11 protein-coding genes are annotated in these 18176 nt (G+C 70.5%); 4 read left to right on the top strand and 7 right to left on the bottom strand.

What is annotated here, in order from left to right; genetic code table 11:
• Positions 1-67: 67 nt before the first annotated feature.
• The gene (locus tag CMC5_RS07210; protein ID WP_050429714.1) at positions 68-1342 is read right to left on the bottom strand and encodes a sigma-54-dependent transcriptional regulator; all 1275 of its coding nucleotides are present in this window, start codon (positions 1340-1342) and stop codon (positions 68-70) included.
• Positions 1339-2718 carry a sensor histidine kinase gene (locus CMC5_RS07205; RefSeq protein WP_050429713.1) on the bottom strand — a complete coding sequence of 460 codons (1380 nt, stop codon included), beginning with the start codon at positions 2716-2718 and terminating at the stop codon, positions 1339-1341. Before CMC5_RS07205 ends, CMC5_RS07210 begins: the two co-directional genes overlap by 4 nt.
• A gap of 114 nt (positions 2719-2832) precedes the next feature.
• Between CMC5_RS07205 and CMC5_RS07200 the strand changes: the two genes are divergently transcribed.
• Genes CMC5_RS07200 through CMC5_RS07190 form a run of 3 tightly spaced genes read left to right on the top strand, consistent with a single transcriptional unit; the run spans position 2833 to position 8644 of the window.
• Positions 2833-4167, top strand: coding sequence for a TolC family protein (locus CMC5_RS07200; RefSeq protein ID WP_050429712.1), 1335 nt, complete (start codon positions 2833-2835; stop codon positions 4165-4167).
• Entirely contained in the window at positions 4164-5558 is a 1395-nt protein-coding gene (locus CMC5_RS07195; RefSeq protein ID WP_082362299.1) for an efflux RND transporter periplasmic adaptor subunit, read from the top strand. The genes CMC5_RS07200 and CMC5_RS07195 overlap by 4 nt, the downstream gene beginning before the upstream one ends.
• Complete coding sequence (locus tag CMC5_RS07190) at positions 5555-8644, top strand: efflux RND transporter permease subunit (RefSeq protein WP_050429711.1); 3090 nt, start codon at positions 5555-5557, stop codon at positions 8642-8644. Before CMC5_RS07195 ends, CMC5_RS07190 begins: the two co-directional genes overlap by 4 nt.
• Here the strand turns inward: CMC5_RS07190 and CMC5_RS07185 are convergent.
• The 5 genes from CMC5_RS07185 to CMC5_RS07165 form a co-directional block, all read right to left on the bottom strand.
• Positions 8634-9668, bottom strand: coding sequence for a hypothetical protein (locus CMC5_RS07185; RefSeq protein WP_050429710.1), 1035 nt, complete (start codon positions 9666-9668; stop codon positions 8634-8636). The two genes, CMC5_RS07190 and CMC5_RS07185, sit on opposite strands and share 11 nt — an antisense overlap.
• Complete coding sequence (tyrS, locus tag CMC5_RS07180; RefSeq protein WP_050429709.1) at positions 9661-10890, bottom strand: tyrosine--tRNA ligase; 1230 nt, start codon at positions 10888-10890, stop codon at positions 9661-9663. Before tyrS ends, CMC5_RS07185 begins: the two co-directional genes overlap by 8 nt.
• A gap of 41 nt (positions 10891-10931) precedes the next feature.
• Positions 10932-11288, bottom strand: coding sequence for an HU family DNA-binding protein (locus CMC5_RS07175; RefSeq protein ID WP_050429708.1), 357 nt, complete (start codon positions 11286-11288; stop codon positions 10932-10934).
• 87 nt (positions 11289-11375) lie between these two features.
• Positions 11376-13844, bottom strand: coding sequence for a hypothetical protein (locus tag CMC5_RS07170; RefSeq protein WP_050429707.1), 2469 nt, complete (start codon positions 13842-13844; stop codon positions 11376-11378).
• Positions 13845-13846: 2 nt separating this feature from the next.
• The gene (locus CMC5_RS07165) at positions 13847-16210 is read right to left on the bottom strand and encodes a hypothetical protein (RefSeq protein ID WP_063796231.1); all 2364 of its coding nucleotides are present in this window, start codon (positions 16208-16210) and stop codon (positions 13847-13849) included.
• Positions 16211-16377: 167 nt separating this feature from the next.
• Here CMC5_RS07165 and CMC5_RS44060 point away from each other — a divergent pair, with 167 nt between their 5' ends.
• Positions 16378-18174, top strand: a complete 1797-nt coding sequence (locus tag CMC5_RS44060; RefSeq protein ID WP_050429706.1) for a GAF domain-containing protein — start codon at positions 16378-16380, stop codon at positions 18172-18174.
• Positions 18175-18176 lie beyond the last annotated feature (2 nt).

Below are 18176 nucleotides of genomic sequence, written 5' to 3'. Positions count from 1 at the left end.
TTCGTCCCGTTTCGGGGCGGCTTCGGGGGGTTTCCGTCGCGGTGTCCGGTCGGCCCTCCCGTTCGCTTCAGGAGGCGGCTTTTCCTCCGACGGGGCCTGGTTTTCGCTCGGAGAGGCCGTGCTCTTCGAGCTTGGTGTAGAGCTGGGGGCGCGGGATGCCGAGGAGGCGCGCCGCCACGGTGCGGTTGCCGTCGGCACGGCGCAGGGCAGCAGAGAGCAGATCGCGCTCCAGGCGAGCGAGGGCTTCACGGAGGGGGAGGCCCATGTAGTGGTCCGCTGGCTCCGAGGCCGTGGCTGGCATGGCCAGCTCGGGGGGGAGGTCGTCGGCATCGATGACCTCACCTCGGCACATCTCGGCGGCGCGGCGGATGCAGAGGAAGAGCTCACGCACGTTGCCTGGCCAGTCGTGGCGCACCAGGGCGGCCATGGCCTCTTCGGAGATGGCGCGGGCGCGGGTGCCCGAGAGGGCCCGCGAGACGAGCAGGGGGATGTCGCTGCGGCGCTCCCGCAGGGGGGGGACGGCGATCTCGATGACCGCGAGCTGGTAGTAGAGTTCGGGGAGCAGAGAGAGTTCGGCGACGCCGTGGACGAGGCGGGCGAGGGCGATGACGCGTACGGGGGGCGCTGCGGCGACCCAGGCGCCGAGGTGGCTCTGCACGGCGGGGGAGAGATCGCCGGCGCCATCGAGGAGGAGGGTCCCCCCTTCCGGGGCACTGGCGAGGGCAGCGCGCAGCTCGGCGAGGTCGGTGGAGGCGTCGACGCGGACGGTGTGGAGCTTGGCGCCGGCGCGGTGGGAGTAGTCGTGGACGGCCCGCGCGACGAGCTTCTTGCCCGCCCCCGCCTCGCCCTTCACCAGCACCGGGGCGTCCGAGCTGGCGGCGCGGCCGATGCGCTTCCAGACGGCGTGCATGGCGGCGCTGCGGCCGACGAGGGGTGGGCTCTCCACGGCCAGCTCGACGGCGGCTTCGGAGGTGCGCCGCTGCTTGATGGCGCGCTCGACGGTGGCGATGAGGCGAGGCAGGTCGAAGGGCTTGGTGAGGTAGTCGAAGGCGCCGTCGCGCATGGCCTCGATGGTGCGCTCGCTGTCGTCGTACGCGGTGGCCATGATCACCGGGATGTCGCGGTGGCGGCCCGCCTGGAGCTCGCGCAAAAGGTCGAGGCCGCTGCCGTCGCGGAGGCGGATGTCGACGAGGGCGCAGTCGAAGGTGCCACCCTCGGCGAGCTTGGCACGCGCTTCGGCGAGGCTCTGGGCGGTGACGGCGCGGTGGCCGACGCGGGCGACCGCGGTCGCCAGGCCGTCTCGGATGCCCTTCTCGTCGTCGACGATGAGGATGGTGCTCACGCTCGGGCTCCCGTCGGGGGCAGGTGGAGGGCGAAGCGGGTGACGCCCTCCTCGCGGTGGTAGGAGAGCTGGCCGCCGCTGGCGACGGCGATGGCGCGCGAGACGGCGAGGCCGAGGCCGGTGCCCTCGGGCTTGGTGGTGAAGAAGGGCTCGAACAGCTCGGCCACGCGCGCTTCGGGGACACCCGGGCCGCGGTCTTCGACCTCCACGGCGGCACCGTCGTCGCAGGGCGAAACACGGACGCGCACCTGGGCGCCGGTGGGAGAGGCCTCGACGGCGTTCTTGAGGAGGTTGTCGACGGCGCGGGCGCAGGCGTCAGGATCGACGTGAGCGTGGGCGTTGCCTTCGACGGCGAGGGAGACGCCGCGCTCCCGGGCCCACGGGGCGAGCAGGAGCGCGCGGCGGCGGGTGAGTTCGCCGAGATCGCTGTCGATGCGCCGGCCGAGGCGGCGACCGCTGACGAGGAGGAAGTCGGTCACCAGGCGATCGAGACGGGCGATCTCCTCGTCGACGGCCTCGAGTTCGCTGACGATCTCAGGAGGGACGTCCTCGGCGCCGCGCGCCACGTCGACCCGGAGCTTCATGGAAGCGAGGGGGTTGCGGACCTCGTGCGCGAGGCCAGCGACGACGCGACCCAGGGCGGCGACGCGCTCGGTGCGGCGCAGCTCGACGGAGAGGGCCTCGCTTTCGTGCTGGGCTTCGGCCAGGCTGCGGGCGAGGCTGGAGACGCCGTCGGCGACACCGGCGAGTTCGGCGATGGCCGGGCGCGCGACGTCGGCGGAGAGGTCTTGTTCCAGCGCGGCGAGGGAGCGCTTGAGGGCGCGGGCGCCGCGGGTGGTGCCAACGACGGCGACGAGGGCGATGGCGCCGAGCAGTACGGTCGCGAGGGTGAGGACGACGACGGTGTTGCGCCAGGTATCGAGGAAGCGGGGCCGCCCGATGGAGTAGGCCGCCCAGAGGAGCCGTCCATCGTCGTGACGTCTCGTGCCCAGCAGGATCGTGCCCTCGCTGGCTTCGATGGTGGTGAAGGAGATGCCGTCCCCGTTCGCCGAGCTGGCGAGCGCATTCAGGGCATCGTCGACCTCGACGGAGAGGCCCGCGCGAAGCGACCAGGGGCCGTCCGATACAGAAGGCGGGCTCGCCAGGCCGCCGCGGAGCCCGACGACCATGGAGCGGGCGCGTGGGTCCTCGGCGTCGGGCTCGGTCAACCAGCGGGCGAATTCACGGTGGATCAGCTCCCGGCTGCGCTCCATGCGCTGCTCGCTCGACATGGAGATCACCCGGGTCAGGGATGCCACGGAGACGACGAACATCAGGGATGCGAGGATGGCGACCGCACCGAGCAGCCAGGTCAGGGGTACGCGCGGCAACCTCATGAACGCCCCGGATGATGTCTCGAATCCTGACAGGTGTCATGACCCGTGACGAAGTGGCTCATCCGCGCTTCGGAGGCGGCTCCGCCGGTCCACGCTCGCAGTAGAGGTAACGGGATGAGGCGCACCCCGGCGCTCCGCTGGTTTCTCGTCACCCTGCTGTCTTGCGTCATCCCTCTTCCCCTTGCGGGGGAGGCACGCGCGGATGGCGCTCTGACCCTGGAAGACGCCATCAAGATGGCGCTCACGAACAACGAGCGCGCGCTGCAAGCGCCCCTCCGCGTCGAGGCCGCCGAAGGGCAGGTGGAAAGGGCACGGGCGGCGTTCTTGCCGTCGCTGACCACCAGCGGCACGGCGACGCTCTCGGCCAGAGAGAATGCCGCAGGCAGCCTGCTCACCACGGGTGCGGCGGTCACCGTGAGCCAGCCGCTCCTGTCGCCCACGGCCTTCCCGCTGTACGCGCAGGCGCGCCACACCCGCGAGGCGGAGAAATGGGGGGCCGTCCAGGATCGGCGTCTCGTCGCCTTCGACACGGCCCGGTCGTTCCTCGTGGTGCTCACCTCCGAGCGGCTCTTCGACGTGGCGCAGCGGCGCCTGGAGCGCGCCCGCGCGAACCAGGCGAACACGGTGGCGCGAACGGAGGCGCAGCTCGCGAGCTCCAACGACGCGACGCGCTCGCTGATCGAGGTGGCCTCGGCGTCACGCGAGGTGGTGCGGACGCGCGGCTCGATGCAGCAGGCGTACCTGAACCTGGGCTTCCTGGTGGGCAAGCCGGTGAACGGACCGCTGGTGACGCCGGAGCGCACCACGCGCGCGGCGCGGACCGGCGGGGCGAGGCGGTCCGAGGATGTCGTCCGCAGAGCCCAGCAGCGTCGCCCGGACCTGCGCGCCGCGGAGGAGCGCACGGCGGCGCTGCAGTCGTCCGCCGAGGAGCCGCTTTACCGCCTGGCGCCGACGCTCGGCGCCGCCGGCCAGCTCCGGGTGAACCCGGTCCCTGGTCAGTTCGGGCGCGTGTACGACCTCACGGCGCAGGTCACGCTGAACTGGACGATCTACGACGCGGGCGTGCGCTACGCCGACCGGCGGACGCGGCTCGCGCAGGCGCAGTCGCAGGAGCTGGTGGAGCGACAGCTCCGGCGCTCGGTGGCAGTCGATCTGGAGCTGGCACGAACGGCGCTGCGGGCCGCGCGGGAGGCGTACCTGATTGCCGAGCAGGCCGTGGAGGCGGCACGGGCGAACAGCTCGGAGACGGAGATCCTCTATCAACAGGGGCTCGCGCGCGCGATCGAGCTGGTCGACGCGAACGCCAGCCGGTACGAGGCCGAGGTGAACCTGGAGACGGCGCGGCTCGCGATGGAGCAGGCGTACCTCGAGCTTCGCTTCGCCCTGGGCCTCGATCCGCTGGACGAGCCCGCATCGGGAACGACTGCATCCCAGGAGAACAACCCGTGAGATCGATCGCGATGGCGCTTTACCTTTCGGTGCTGGCGAGCGCTTCCGTGCTGGCGAGCGCTGGCTGCAAGGGGGGCGCGGAGGCTGGGAAGGAAGAGGCCAAGCCAGCCGGGGGGCGTGGCGGCGGCCGGGGGCGGCAGGTGACGGCGTTCGCGGCCGACGTGATGCCCGTGGAGGCGAAGAAAGTCGCCTACGTGGTGAACGCGCCCGGGACCATCGAGGCCTTCGAGCGCGTGCAGGTCACCGCGCGGGTGGCTGGCGCCGTGGACAAGGTGGCGTTCTCCGAAGGGCAGGAGGTGAAGAAGGGGGACGCGCTGGTGCTGATCGACTCCGAGCGCTTCCGGCTCGCGGTGAACAGCGCGAAGGCGGCGGTCGACAAGGCCGACGCGGCGGTACGCGACGCCGAGGCGATGCTGGCGCGGCGCGAGGGGGCGAGCAGCAAGAACCCGGGCCTCATCCCGGGCGAGGAGATCGAGACGTACCGGACGCGGAGCTTCACCGCGAAGGCCGACCAGGAGGTGGCCTCCCAGGCGCTGAAGACGGCGCAGCTCAACCTGCGCGACTCGCAGGTGCGGGCGCCTCTCGGCGGCGTGATCCAGACGCGCACGGTGGAGACCGGGCAGTATGTGCAGGCAGGGACGATCCTTGCGACCTTGATCCGGAGCGAGCCGCTGCTCCTTCGGTTCCAGGTGGAGCCGCTGGAGGCGCCACGGATCAAGCCGGGGATGATCGCGACGTTCACCATGCGGGAGACGGTCCGCACGTTCAGCGCGAAGATCACGCTGGTGTCGGGCGCCGCGGATCCGATGACGCACATGGTCGCCGTGACCGGCGAGGTGATCGCCGACTCGAACAAGTACTGGCTGCGGCCCGGGTCCTTCTGCGACGTGGCGCTGGACCTGCAAGCGCAGCGCGACGCGCCGGTGATCCCGCGGCTGGCGGTGCGCGCGACCGACCACGGCTACGTGGTGTACGTGGTGGAGGACGACGTGGCCCACGAGAAGGTGGTCACGCTCGGCATGAGCACGAAGGACGGCTGGGTCGAGGTGCGATCGGGGCTCCAGGCGGGCTCGATGCTGGTGGTGCGCGGGGCCGAGGCGCTGAGCGAGGGCGCCCGGGTGAAGTCGAAGCAGATCACGCCGGAGGAGCTGGCGGGGGTCATCGCCGCACAGCTCGGCACGCGCACCCCCGATGGAGGAGGGGTCGGCGAGGGGAACAAACCGGGCGCAGGCGAGCCAGGGAGCGGTGAGCAACCCCCGGCCGCGGAAGGCTCCGCTGCTCCCGCAGCGACGGGCGCGCCAGCCGCGGGGCGAAACAAGCGCAAGGGTGGCGGGGGACCCGGGGCGAACGCGGGGACCGCGGCGCCTGCGGGGACCGGGGCGCAGCCATGAACCTGACCGACGTCTCGATCAAAAACCCGGTCTTCGCCTGGATGCTGATGGCCTGCGCGATCCTCTTCGGGATCGTGGCGGTGACCCGGATCGGGATCAGCCAGTACCCGGACGTCGACTACCCGAACATCAGCGTCAGCGTATCGTGGTCGGGCGCCTCGCCGTCCGCCGTGGAGCGCGAGATCATCGAGCCGCTGGAGCAGTCGCTCTCTCAGGTGGAGGGCATCCAGCAGCTCACCTCGTCGGCGCGCCAGGGCTCGGCGAGGATCACCGCCTCGTTCGACATCTCCCGCAACGTGGACCTGGCGCTGCAGGACGTGCAAGCGCGCGTCGCCCAGGCGCAGCGGCAGCTCCCGAGGGACGTGACGACACCCACGGTGTCGAAGTCGAACCCCGACGACACGCCCATCCTGACCATCGGGGTGTCAGGTCCGTACTCGCCACAGATGCTCTCCGACGTGGCCCGCTACCAGGTGCAGGAGAAGCTGCAGACGGTGCCCGGGGTCGGTCAGATCACGCTGAACGGCCACCTGAACCGGAACGTGCGCATCTGGCTCGATGCGAGCCGGCTGGCCGAGAAGAAGGTGGTGGCCAGCGACGTCATCGGCGCGGTGCAGCGCGAGCACCTCGAGGTGCCTGGCGGGCAGCTCGAGGCCGGTGGACGGCAGCTCAGCGTGCGCTTGCTGGGCGAAGCGCTCGACCTGGAGTCGCTGCGGAAGCTCGTGGTGCGCCGGGTGAACAACACGCCGGTGTACCTGGAAGACGTCTCCCTCGTGGAAGACGGGTTCGAGGACGTGACCACCGTCGCGCGGCTGGACGGGGTACCGCTCCAGGCCCTCGGGGTGCTGAAGCAGCGCGGCACGAACGCCGTCTCCGTGGCCACCGGGGTGCGGGAGAAGGTCGCCGAGATCCAGAAGAGCCTCCCCGAGGACATGAAGGTCGAGGTGCTCTTCGACACGACCACGTTCATCGAGGAGTCGGTCCACCACATCGAGCTGGAGATCGGGCTGGCGCTGCTCCTGACGGCGCTGGTGTGCTGGCTCTTCCTGGGGTCGCTGTCGAGCACGCTGAACGTGGTGCTGGCGATCCCGATGTCGCTGCTCGGCACGGTGGCAGTCATCTACTTCCTGGGCTTCACGCTCAACACCTTCACGCTGCTCGGTCTGTCGCTCGCCGTGGGGCTCGTCGTGGACGACGCGGTGATGGTGATGGAGAACATCTACCGGCACGCCGAGATGGGGAAGTCACGTCGGCGGGCAGCCGCCGAGGGGACGAAGGAGATCACCTTCGCCGCGCTGGCCGCGACCTTGGCCGTCGTCGCGATCTTCTTGCCCGTAGTCTTCATGGAAGGCGTCATCGGGCGGTTCTTCTTCCAGTTCGGCGTGACGCTCTCGGTGGCGGTGATGATCTCGTACTTCGAGGCCATCACCCTGGCCCCGGCCCGGTGCGCACAGATTCTCTCGACGTCGCGCGAGGGACGGAGCTGGCTCGGCCGGGTGGTGGACAAGGGCTTCGAGGCGCTGGAGCGGGGCTATGCCTGGATGCTCGGAGGGGCCGTCCACCACCCGTGGAAGGTGCTTCTCGCGGCGATGCTCCTGATGGTGGGCACGGTGCTCGTGGTACCGAGGATCGGCACGGAGTTCGTGCCCTCGCAGGACCAGAGCCGGCTCACGGTGCGCATCCGGACCGAGACGGGGACCAGCGTGGCCGCGGCAACGCCGCTCATCAACCGGGCCGAGGAGATGCTCGCCAAGCGCCCGGAGGTCGAGCGGGTACTGAGCACACTGTCGTCGTCGTCGGGATCGATCGATCTGACGCTCGTGCCGCCGGATCAGCGCAAGATGACGGCGCAGGAGCTGATGGCCGACCTGCGCAAGGAGCTGTCGTCGATCGCGGGGATCCGCGCATCGGTGCAGGATCCTTCGCAGCAGGGCTTCGGCATCCAGCAAGGCTCGCCCGTGTCGTTCACCGTGCGCGGCGGGGATTGGGACAAGCTCGTCGAGGCGGCGCTGAAGATCCAGGACGACCTGGAGAAGAGCGGGATGGTGACCGACATCCGGACGGACTACCAGGTGGGCAACCCCGAGGTGCAGGTGGTGCCCGACCGCCGCCGCGCGAACGATGTGGGGGTCACCGTGAACGACATCGCGAACACGGTGAGCGCGCTGGTGGGCGGGAACGTGGTCGGGAAGTTCGCGACCGAGGGGCGGCGCATCGACATCCGCATGCGCCTCCTGGCCGCGCAGCGGTCGCGGCCAGAAGACCTGGGAGCGATCCGGGTGCGCGCGCAGAACGGGGAGACGATCCCGCTGTCGCTGGTGACGACGCAGCAGGAAGTCAGCGTGCTGCAGGCAATCAGCCGCGTCGATCGGGAGCGAGCGATCAGCATCTCGGCGAACGTGGCGCCCGGGTACTCGCAGGCCCAGGCGATGGCAAAGGTGGAGGAGCTGTCGCGGGAGCTGCCTCTCGGTTACCGGGCCGTGCCGAGCGGGCAGGCGTCCCAGCTCGCCGAGACCACGAGCGGGCTCGTGTTCGCGCTGATCATCGGGATCCTGGTCGCGTACATGGTGCTCGCGAGCCAGTTCAACTCGTTCCTGGATCCGGTCACGGTGTTGACGATCCTGCCGCTCGCGCTCTCCGGCGCTGCGATCGGGCTGCTGATCGGCGACAAGACGCTGAACATCTTCAGCATGATCGGCGTGCTGCTCCTGATGGGGATCGTGAAGAAGAACTCGATCCTGCTGGTGGAGTACGCCAACCAGGTACGGGAGCACGAGGGGCTGCGGTCCTTGCCGGCGATGCTCAAGGCGGGGCCGCTCAGGCTGCGGCCGATCTTGATGACCACCATCGCGACGATGATGGCAGCGGTTCCCCCGATCCTGGGCATCGGGTCGGGCACGGAGACGCGCAGCCCGATGGCGGCGGTGGTGCTCGGCGGGCTCACCGTGTCGACGCTGCTCAGCCTCTTCGTGGTGCCGGCGTTCTATGTGGTGACGAGCCGCGCGAAGGAGCGGATCTGGGGGGACACTCCGCCAGGCAGGGAGAGCTTGCCTCCGCCGATCCACGATCCTGGCATCAACGCATGATCTCTTCGATCTCCGCGCTGGTCAGCGCCCTGAGCCCGCGGGCGAGGGGTGCCGGGTCCAGCGCGACGCTCAAGGTGAGCGCATCCCCAGCGGCGCTCGGCGTGGCGGACGCAGGCGCTTTCCCCGCGTCGAGCCCGAGAAGATGACCGAAGCTCGAGCGGGAAAGCTCCTCCCAGGCCGCGAGCAAGGTGTCCGTCGCGTCCGAGGTGCTCGCCGAGAAATCACCGGTGAGGGTGATGTCGAGGAGGATCGTCTCGCGGTCGCCAGGGCGTGCCGTCGCGCCGACGGCGGTCGCCGCCGCGAGCAGGCCGCGCGCGCCGCGCCCCAGCGCGTCGTCGAACGGCCCTCTGGCGAAGGCGCGCAGCGGGGCCTCACCGAGGCGCGCCGCGAGGGAATGGAGGGGTTCCTGGTCGAACGCGGTGGGTGAGCGCCGGAGCTTGCCGAGGGCGTAGAGGGTGGCGACGCGGGCCAGGCCGCGGGTCGCGCTGCCGCCGTCCTGGAAAGCGACGACATCGCGTCCGAGCAAGGCGAGAACGCGAGGAGCGGTGCCGAGATCGCCGGAGAGCCGGATCAGGTCGGGGCGCTCGACCGTCCTGCGCACATCGCGGGTGAGGCGCTCGCGGAAGAGGCGCTCGACCGTCCGAAGGTCGCCCGTGTGGCGCGCGAGGTAGAGCGAGGCGTCGTCGTAACTGGCCACGGCCGCGTCGGGAACCTGACGGAGATCCAGGCCCGTGCTCGCGGCAAATCGGTCGAGGTTCGGCTCGGGAGCGATGAGGCCGAGCCAGGGGATGAGCCAGGGGATGGCGGCGATCTCGCGGGGCTTGACGAGGACGAGCCAGCGCAAGCCCGCGGAGGGCAAGAGGCGGGTCAGATCGGCCGTGGCGAGCGGCGGGAGGGGAGGAGCAGCGAGGCGGGGGGGCGGCGCGGGTGGAACGCCACCGCACGCTGGAACGAGGAGGCCGAGGGCCGCGGTGAGGGCGCCACCGAGCCAGCGACGGCGGCTCGTGGCGACGGGGTCAGTCAATGATGAGGTTCGCGAAGCGACGGTTCTTGGAACCGACGCGGATCAGGTAGCGCTTCCCCTTGGCCAGGACGTGACGCTCGTCCTTGATGACCTGACCATCCACGTGCACCGCCCCGCCCTTCACCAGGCGCATCGCCTCCGAGGTGGAGGGCGCAAGCTTGGCGAGGGAGAGAGCTTTTCCGATGAGGATCGTGTCCTGCGGGCTCTCCACGTGGATCTCGTCGATGTTCTCGGGCAGCCCGCCGGCGGCCACGCTGCGGCGCCGTTCGAGCGCGGCGCGGGCAGCCTCGGCGTCGTGGAAGCGGGTGACGATCTCCTCGGCGAACGCCTCCTTCACGGCGATGACGCTCTGCTCGCCACGCTGCACTGCCTCACGCAGCGCCACGATGTCCTCGTTCGAACGCGAGGAGAGCAGCTCCATGAACCGCCAGATGACCAGGTCATCGATGAGCATGAGCTTCTGGAGCATCTCGAAGGGCGGCTCGCTGATGCCGACATAGTTCCCCGCGCTCTTCGACATCTTGATGCCCGTGATCTTGCCTTCGACCAGGCGGGCGTCCGTCCCCTCGAGGATGGGGGTGGTCATCACCATCTGCGGCCGCTTGCCATGGCGAAGCATCAGGTCGCGGCCCACGAGGAGGTTGAAGAGCTGGTCGGTGCCGCCGAGCTCGATGTCCGAATCGATGGCGACCGAGTCGTAGCCCTGGAGCAAGGGATAGAGGAACTCGTGCACGTGGATCGGGCGCTGCGCCTGGTAGCGCTTCGAGAAGTCGTCGCGCTCCAGCATGCGGGCGACGGTGTACTTGGCGCCCAGCTCGACCATGCCGACGGTGCCCAGCTCGTCGAGCCACTCGGAGTTGTAGCGGACCTCGGTCTTCGACTGGTCGAGGACCTTGAAGGCCTGCGCCTTGTAGGTCTCCGCGGCGGCCATGACCTCTTCCCGGGTGAGCCGAGGGCGCGACTCGCTCTTGCCCGTCGGGTCACCGACCATCGCCGTGAGGTCACCGACGATGAAGATGATGTGGTGCCCCAGCTCCTGGAACTGCCGCATCTTCTGCATCAGCACGGTGTGGCCGAGGTGCAGATCGGGGCGGGTGGGATCGAAGCCGGCCTTCACCCGGAGGGGACGGCCTTCACGCAGGCGCTCTTCGAGCTCGGCGCGCACGTGGAGGTCGACCACCCCGCGGCACAGGATGTCCATCTGGCGTTCTGCGGGGATCATCGCGCCGCGGTGCGTAGCACAGGCCGCCCTTGGCGGGGACGCTACTCGTCGTCGTCGTCCTCGATGATGTCGTCGTCCCCGTCGTCGTCCCCGTCGTCCCCGCCGGTGATGGCGAACTGGCGGCTGTTGTTGACGAGCTCCTTCAGTTCCTTGCCGACCTTGAAGAACGGCAGCCGCTTGGCCGGGACGGGAACGGGCTGACCCGTGCGCGGGTTACGACCGCTGTAGGGCTTGTACGGACGCACCGTGAAGCTGCCGAAGCCCCGGATCTCGATGCCCTCGTTGCGCTGCAGCGCCTCGGTCATCGCGTCGAAGACGCAATTGACCAGCATCTCGGCGCGGGCCTTGGTGAGTTCGCCGCGTCCCGCGATCGCGTCGATGAGCTCGCTCTTCGTCATGGTGCGTCACCCCACCCTTCGCTGGCACCCACGGAGACGTCGGGTCTCGATCCAACGACCGTCCGGCACCGGAAACTCCTGCAATGCTCACCTGTTACGGCCGTCTCGGTCAACCGGTTTCGCGCCGGCGATCCGGACCGCATCGAGGGCGAAGACGGCGGGAGCCCCGCCCGGTGGAACGAGGGCCAGCTCGACCTCCGCGGCGTCTTCTGCCACGGGCTGAGCGTCGAGCCAGGCGCAGTGGATGCGAGACCCCTCGTCGGATGAAGCACTCTCGGGGGCTCGCCAGCGCCACTCGTGATGCACCACGCCGTCGACGAGGAGGCGAACGACAGCAGGATCCGCGCCCTCGATGGCGATCCTGGGCGCGACGAAAGCACCTCGCAGCCAGGGGGTGGGGAGAGCGACGCGAACGAGACGGGCCGCGGCGTCGGTGGCGCTCGGCGCCAGGACATCACGCTCGGAGTCATCGTGCGCGGCGACGTCCTCGGGAGGGCCCACCTCGCTGACGGAGCGGACGACGAGCCAGCGGCCTGCCGAGGCGCAGGTGCCCGCCGCATGCTCCGGAAGCGCCCAGGCGAGCCGCTGATCACGCGGTGGCCAGAGCGACTCGCCTTCGATGATGGCGGGCTTCTCGCCATCTCCGATCGGTTCGAACGAGAGGGGCTCGATCCAGGCAACAGAGAGCAACTCCGAAGCACTCTGCGCAGCCTCCGCGGCCGGGTCATGGGAGAGCGGCAGCCAGGGAGGCGCGGTGCGTGGCGCGTGCGTCGGGGAAGGCAAACCGCGGAAGTGATACCGGTAGGCAGGCGGGCGCCCGTGCGCCTCCCAGGCCATGGCGTCGAGCGCGTCCCCCCGGAAGCGGAGGACCTGCAGCGGCGCCTCTCGGGCGGGATCGTGGCCGAGGTTGAAGCCGTGATCCGTGTCGACGAAGACGAGCCCCCGGGTGATGCCGTTCCCGGAGAGGACGGCAGGATCGAACATGGGAAGTCCGCCATCCCGATCACGGAGCTGCGCATGGTCGAAGCCACCGCGAAACGCAAACCCGGAGAGCGGGAGCGCCACGCCGAGCGCGAGCGGCGCGAGAGGACGTGAGAGCCCGAAGAAGCGCGAGAGTCGAGGTGTGGAACGCGGAGCACGGTCCACCCAGGCCGCGAGGGCCGCCGCGGCGAGCACGTGCTCCAGCGGAAGGACGTCCGCGTAGAAGCGAGCACCTCCTGCCGGGTAGTTGCCGTCGAAGTAGAACGGCGCATACGCGGCGAGCTGCGCCAAGAGCGCCAGGAGCAAGAAGCGCGCGCCCGGCGTGCGCCACACGACGAAGGCGCCGGCCACCACGAGCGCGGCGAGCGGCTCGGCGTTGAGCGGATCCACGAGGTGCATCTTCAGCCGACGCAGCGTCGTGCCCGCCACGGCGAGGGCGTCGTAACCGCGCGCGAGGTTGTGGCGGACGAAGTCGCCATGCTCGCCGAGGCAGCCGATACCAACGCCAAAGCCATAGCGAAAGCAGCCCGGTGGGCCGTCGGACACGGCGTAGTAAAGGGACTGCGAGGACGCCCAGCTCCCCGTGGCCGCGCGCTGGTGGGCGCAGAGGAGAAGCAAGCCGGGCAAGGCGCCGAGCAGTGTCACGAGCACCAGCCGCGACGAGTTACGGTGTCCCTCCCCGGGCGCCGCACGAAACCGGGAGACCATCAGGCAAAGCAAGGTGACGGCGAGGGCGAGCGCACTCGGTGGTCGCGTCGCAGCGAGCCAGCCAGCAAAGAATCCAGAGAGCAGCGCTGCCGGGAGAGGAGAGCCAGGGGACGCCAGAGCGCGCAACGAGCAGGTGAGCGCGCCAGCGAAGCACAGGGCGGCAAGCCCGTGCGACATGGTGTCGGCCGTGTGGTAGCGAAGCGCGGCGCAGGTGACCGAGAAGAGCGCGGCGAGCGCGGGGACCAGCGGGACGCCGCCCTTCCTGTCGGGGAAAAGGCGCGCCGCGAGATCCCACGTGACGATGACCAGCGCGGCGGCGAGGAGAGGCCCGACGAGTCCCGGGAGGCCCAGGACGAAGCCGAGGGCCAGGACCGCTGGGTAACCGGGAGGGAAGATCACGGCCACCCGCGTGGGCACCGTCGGCGCGGCGGGCGCAGGGGTGGCGTCCTCGCTTCCCATTTGCGCTCCGGATGTCACCGGATGCGTGGTGGGAGGCAGCCTGTCGCCACGCACCAGGAAGCGGCCGAGCGTGGATGCGACAGGCTCCTCCACCGGCCAGGACAGGTGCCCACGCGCCATGGCGCGCGCCTCCAGCCAGTAGCTGGTGGCATCGATGATGCGGGGACCACCGCGGAGGTACGTCGGCTCGTACGCGACCGACAACGCGGCGGCCGAGAACGCTGCAGCGCCGAGAAAGAGCCGAGAGGCGCGTCGTGAGAGGGGGCGAGGTGCGCTCGGCCCGGCGACGGAGATCGCTGGGGCCCTGCGCCGCCGCATGCGCGCGGTCAGCGCGAGGATGCTCACCAGGAGGGCAGCCAGACCGAGGCAGATCCACGGGGCGACGTCCCGCGGCAGGCCGAAGTGCACGGTCAGCGTCCGGGCTGCGCCTCGACGCGCTCGCGCCGCGGCTCTTCGTTGGCGCCCTTCGCGCCTTTCGAGTCGATCCCTTCTCGCGGTGAGGCCTCATCGACCCCCCCCTCCAGGATCCAGACGTGGTGGTCGACCCACTCCCCGTCGACGGGCGTGAGCGTGAGGGCCAGCGTCTCCGGAAGTCCGGTCGGGAGGTCCAGACTCGCCTCGGACCACCCCTGCTTGCCGGCGAAGGTGAGCACACCCAGCACCCGAGCGCCCTCACGCACCTCGACGGTCACCGGCTTCGGCGTGACCGTGCGGGCCACGAGCCGCCCTGCCCCGGCTGGCGCCCGCATCTTCGCCGACTCGCTGCGACCGCCATGGATGACGCGGCCTGCGTCGAACCGGTCGCTCCCACCCGGGAGAGGCTCCGGCAACACATTGAACGCCACGAAGCCCCCCTGAGGACGTGGGTGCTGGTAGCCGTGCGCGCGCTCGCTCATCAGATCGGCGACGTCGAGTTCGTCCACGATCCGCTCGCCTTTCCTCAAGGAGAACGGGACGGCGCGCTGCTCGAGAGGGCTCCAGTCCGCGCGGTAGATGACCTTCTCGGCCCCGCCGCAGATGACATTGCCGATCACGGGGACGCCGATCAGCCGCTTGCCGAAGATTGCGGGGAGGTTGCCCCACCAGGTCGGGTAGATCGCCATGACATCGGGGCGGTCCCCGGGTGCGATGCGCTCCAGCAGCTCCAGCGACGCGCCGAGCCCATGGATCCCGGCGCGCGCGAACGGCAGGTCGTGGTAGCCCCCCAGTCCGATCAGATCGAGCCCGGGCCGATCCGCCGCGTAGATGAGCCCCCCGGCGTCGCCGACGAGGATGCGGCGGACGTTCATCTCCTTCAGGATCGAGCCTGCGACGAGGTGCTGGTCGCGGATGTTGCGGCTGGCCCGGGCGAAGAACCAGATCTGATCCCGCATGCGCGGGAGCTGGTGGAGCCACAGCATCCCGGCGAGGGTCACCCCGAAGGCAACCCGGACGCCCCAGGCCACGCGGGCGGCCTTGCTGGTCGCGCGCCAGGACACCGGCTCGCGGCGCCCCCAGGTGCGGCTGACGATCAGCGCGAGCCCCGTCGCGACGAGCACGAGGAGCCAGGCGACGGCCGGCATGGTGTAGCGCTCGTTCTGCCAGCGGACCTGCCCGTTCAGGGAGACGAGCAAGAGCCAGCCGACGATCTGCACCCAGAGGAGCACCGCATACCGGCGCGTCGCTCTGGAAGCGAACGGGACGAGCGCCAGCACGAGGACGATCCACCCCCAGGGGCGCACGTCCGAGAAGTGATGCTCGGTGTTGCGGACGACCACGTACTGGAGCAGCGACACGTACGTGTCCCACTTCTCATCGGCCGTCATGTAGGGATTGTTGAGCGCCAGCTTGGCGATGGCCCCGTTCGCCGACCACTCGCCCGTGAACACCCGGTTCGCGATCGACTGGGCGACGAGCACGAGCCCCCCTGGGATGCCCACCCGGAGCAGCGTCGCGACGGCGGCGCGACCCGGCGCGCGCAGCACCGTCTTGCTGCGGAGGACGGCGATGGCCGCACAGGTCCCGAACGACGCCACGCACACCACCGACTCGGGCCGCGTCGCGAACAGCAGCGCACCGGCCGCTCCCGCCATCCACCCCAGGCGCGCGATGCGCTGCGGCGGCGCTCCCCCCTCGGCAGCATCGACCAGGTTGAAGGCGGTGCTGGCCGCGAGCGCCCACGCCGCAAGGTGGAAAGCGTTCTCCATCCCGCTGAACAGCGACCAGTCCAGCGCCCCCACCGCCAGCGCGACCGGAGGGAGCAGGTACTTCGCCCACGGCCCCACGCGCTCCAGGATCCTGCCACCCACCAGCAAGAAACCCAGGATGGACAGGCAGGCCAGGAGCGCAGCCCACTCCATCAGCAGGAGGCCACGAAAGCCGAGCAGGTAGCCGATCGCGAGCACGAACGGGTAGGCGAGGCTCGTGTTGCCGCTCGAGAACCCGTTGCCCTCCGTCCACTGGAAGGGGTAGCCACGCGCCGCAGCGCGCGCGTAGTCGAAGTGGATGAACACATCGTCGAGTGGCGCCGACCACACGCCCCCCGTCTGCCGGTGCATCGCGCCATAGAACGCCACGGCGGCGTAGAGCACACAGGCACCCGCCCAGAGAAAGTAGACGGTCGGTTCGAGGTGCGCTCCGAGGGCAACGAGCCGCTCACGGCGCTCGGAGAGCGGCGGCTCCGAGGCCGAGGAGGGGCGCGGCTCCGACGCGACCGGCGCATGCTCGCTGGTAGAGCTGGTCGGCCCGGCGGGCGCCTCCGCGGCGGCCTCTGTCTCTTCGCGAGGGGGAACCACGCGGCTCTATTACACGACCTGCGGCGGCGCGGCGTGGCCCGAGGCGCCTCGACCAGCCGGGGAGCCCCGCGTTGACCCCCATCCGTGGGCTCGGGTAAGTAGGACGGGCCGCGCCACCGCGTGGCCGCCGGCGTGGCATCGCCAGCGCAGACCGGGGCGCCACCACCATGCGTTGGTACGTCGAGATCTCGCCGACGGGTCAGGGCCAGCAGCCGACGAAGCGTCTGCACGTCGAAGCGGACCAGTGGCAGCTCGCGCTGCAGCAAGCGCGGGCGCTCTCGGGTCAGGACGGCTCGATGAGCAACGTCTCCATCGAGCTGCTCGACGACGGCTACCGAGCGACGGATGGTGCCGCGCGGCTCAAGTACCTCATCCGCCACGCTCCGGAGGACGGTTCTCCGGGCCAGGGTGAGCCCACTTCAGCGAAGAGCGAGCAGGCAGCGCCACCTCGCGCGCCGTCGGTCCCTCCCCCTCCCGGCATCACCTCTTCCTCGATCACCCGACGGAGCGGCGCAGGTGCCAGACGACAGCCGAGCGACGCGGCCAGGGAAGGAGCAACGTCCGGCCCCCGGGACGCGGCCCCCCGCCCGGAAGCCAGCCCACCCAGGCTTCCCACGCCGCGAGGAGGGCGCGACCGCACGCCGACCCTGCTCTACGGACAGAGCAAGGACGGGCAGAGCAAGACCAGCGCAGGCCTCCAGACGTCGACCACGGCGCAGGGCGACGCCCCGCTCCGACCCGAGCTTCCCTCGTTCGAGATCCTGTCTCGACAAGAGCAAGCGCCGACGGAGCAGATTCCCCTGACCTACCGCGAGGTCGTCTACACGGTCGCGCGGAACACGCAGGAGGACAGGGCAGAGGCGCTGCTGGACGCGCGCATGGTCGAGATGCGGCAGTCCATGGAGGGCGTGCGCCCTGGCCGGCTGGTCCGCCTCGCGGTCTTCGATCACACCTTCAAGGGGCGCCCACTCCGACGCCCCCTGATCACCATGGCCTGGAAGGACTGGCGCGCCGAAAGCGTCGAGGTGACCTATCCCCTGAGCAACCGGCCCGCCGTCACCCGCCCCATCACCAGCTCGCCCTCTCCCTCGACAGCCACGAAGTCCAACCCCAAGCCGTCGCCCGCGAACTCGACCTCTCCCGCGCCGGCGACCGCACCTGCAGCAACCGCGACCGCATCTCCAACTGCGACCGCACCTGCGACCTCCCGCGAACGTGCTCCCCACTCCGCCACCCCCGAGAAGCCGAGTGCCGAAGCACGCCGCGCTCCTCAGGCCCCCAACACGCCCCCCGCACGCACGGACGTCCCCGCAAAGACGACCGCCGCCGTGCTCCCCGCTGTTCCTCCCGCCCCCCCGGCGGCCGCATCATCTTCGTCGCCCCCTGCAGCTCCCGCACGGCGACCCTGGCGCGACCTCCAGCCCGAACTCACGGACGCCTGCGTCGATCTGCACTTCATGAGCGATCCGCTCGAGGGCGCCGACTTCGTACTCAAACTGGTCCAGACCCGCATCCCGAGCGCGGTCGGGCTGGTCTCGTTCCTGGACGAGGCCCGACGCGAACTCGTCGTCGTGTGCCAGGCCGGAGGCAAGAGCGCCCTCCTCGCGAGCCAGCCGGCGACGGCTCCGCTCGCCCAGGCGGCCTTCGACGCGTCCGCCGCCCTCGTCATCCCCGATGCAGCCGCGGACCCCCGGGTGATGGATGCGCGGTGGCGCCGCATCGGCATCACCCCGAAGAGCGTCCTCTGTGCCGCCCTCGGAGCCTCCGGCCGCCGGCTCGGCTTGCTGGAGCTGGCCAACCCCCTCGATGGAAACCCCTTCACCGACGACGAAGGCCAGGCGCTCACCTACCTCGCCGAGCAGCTCGCCGGCTTCCTCGGCGAGCACGCGCCCCCCATCGACCGTGACCGGATCGTGCAGAACGGCGTGCTGGCGCTGCAGGAGCCACCACCAGGCGGCGGCTGACC

Origin of the sequence: Chondromyces crocatus (assembly GCF_001189295.1) — a bacterium.
GTDB classification, from domain to species: Bacteria; Myxococcota_A; Polyangia; order Polyangiales; family Polyangiaceae; genus Chondromyces; species Chondromyces crocatus.
This window is presented reverse-complemented; position numbering and strand designations above follow the sequence as displayed.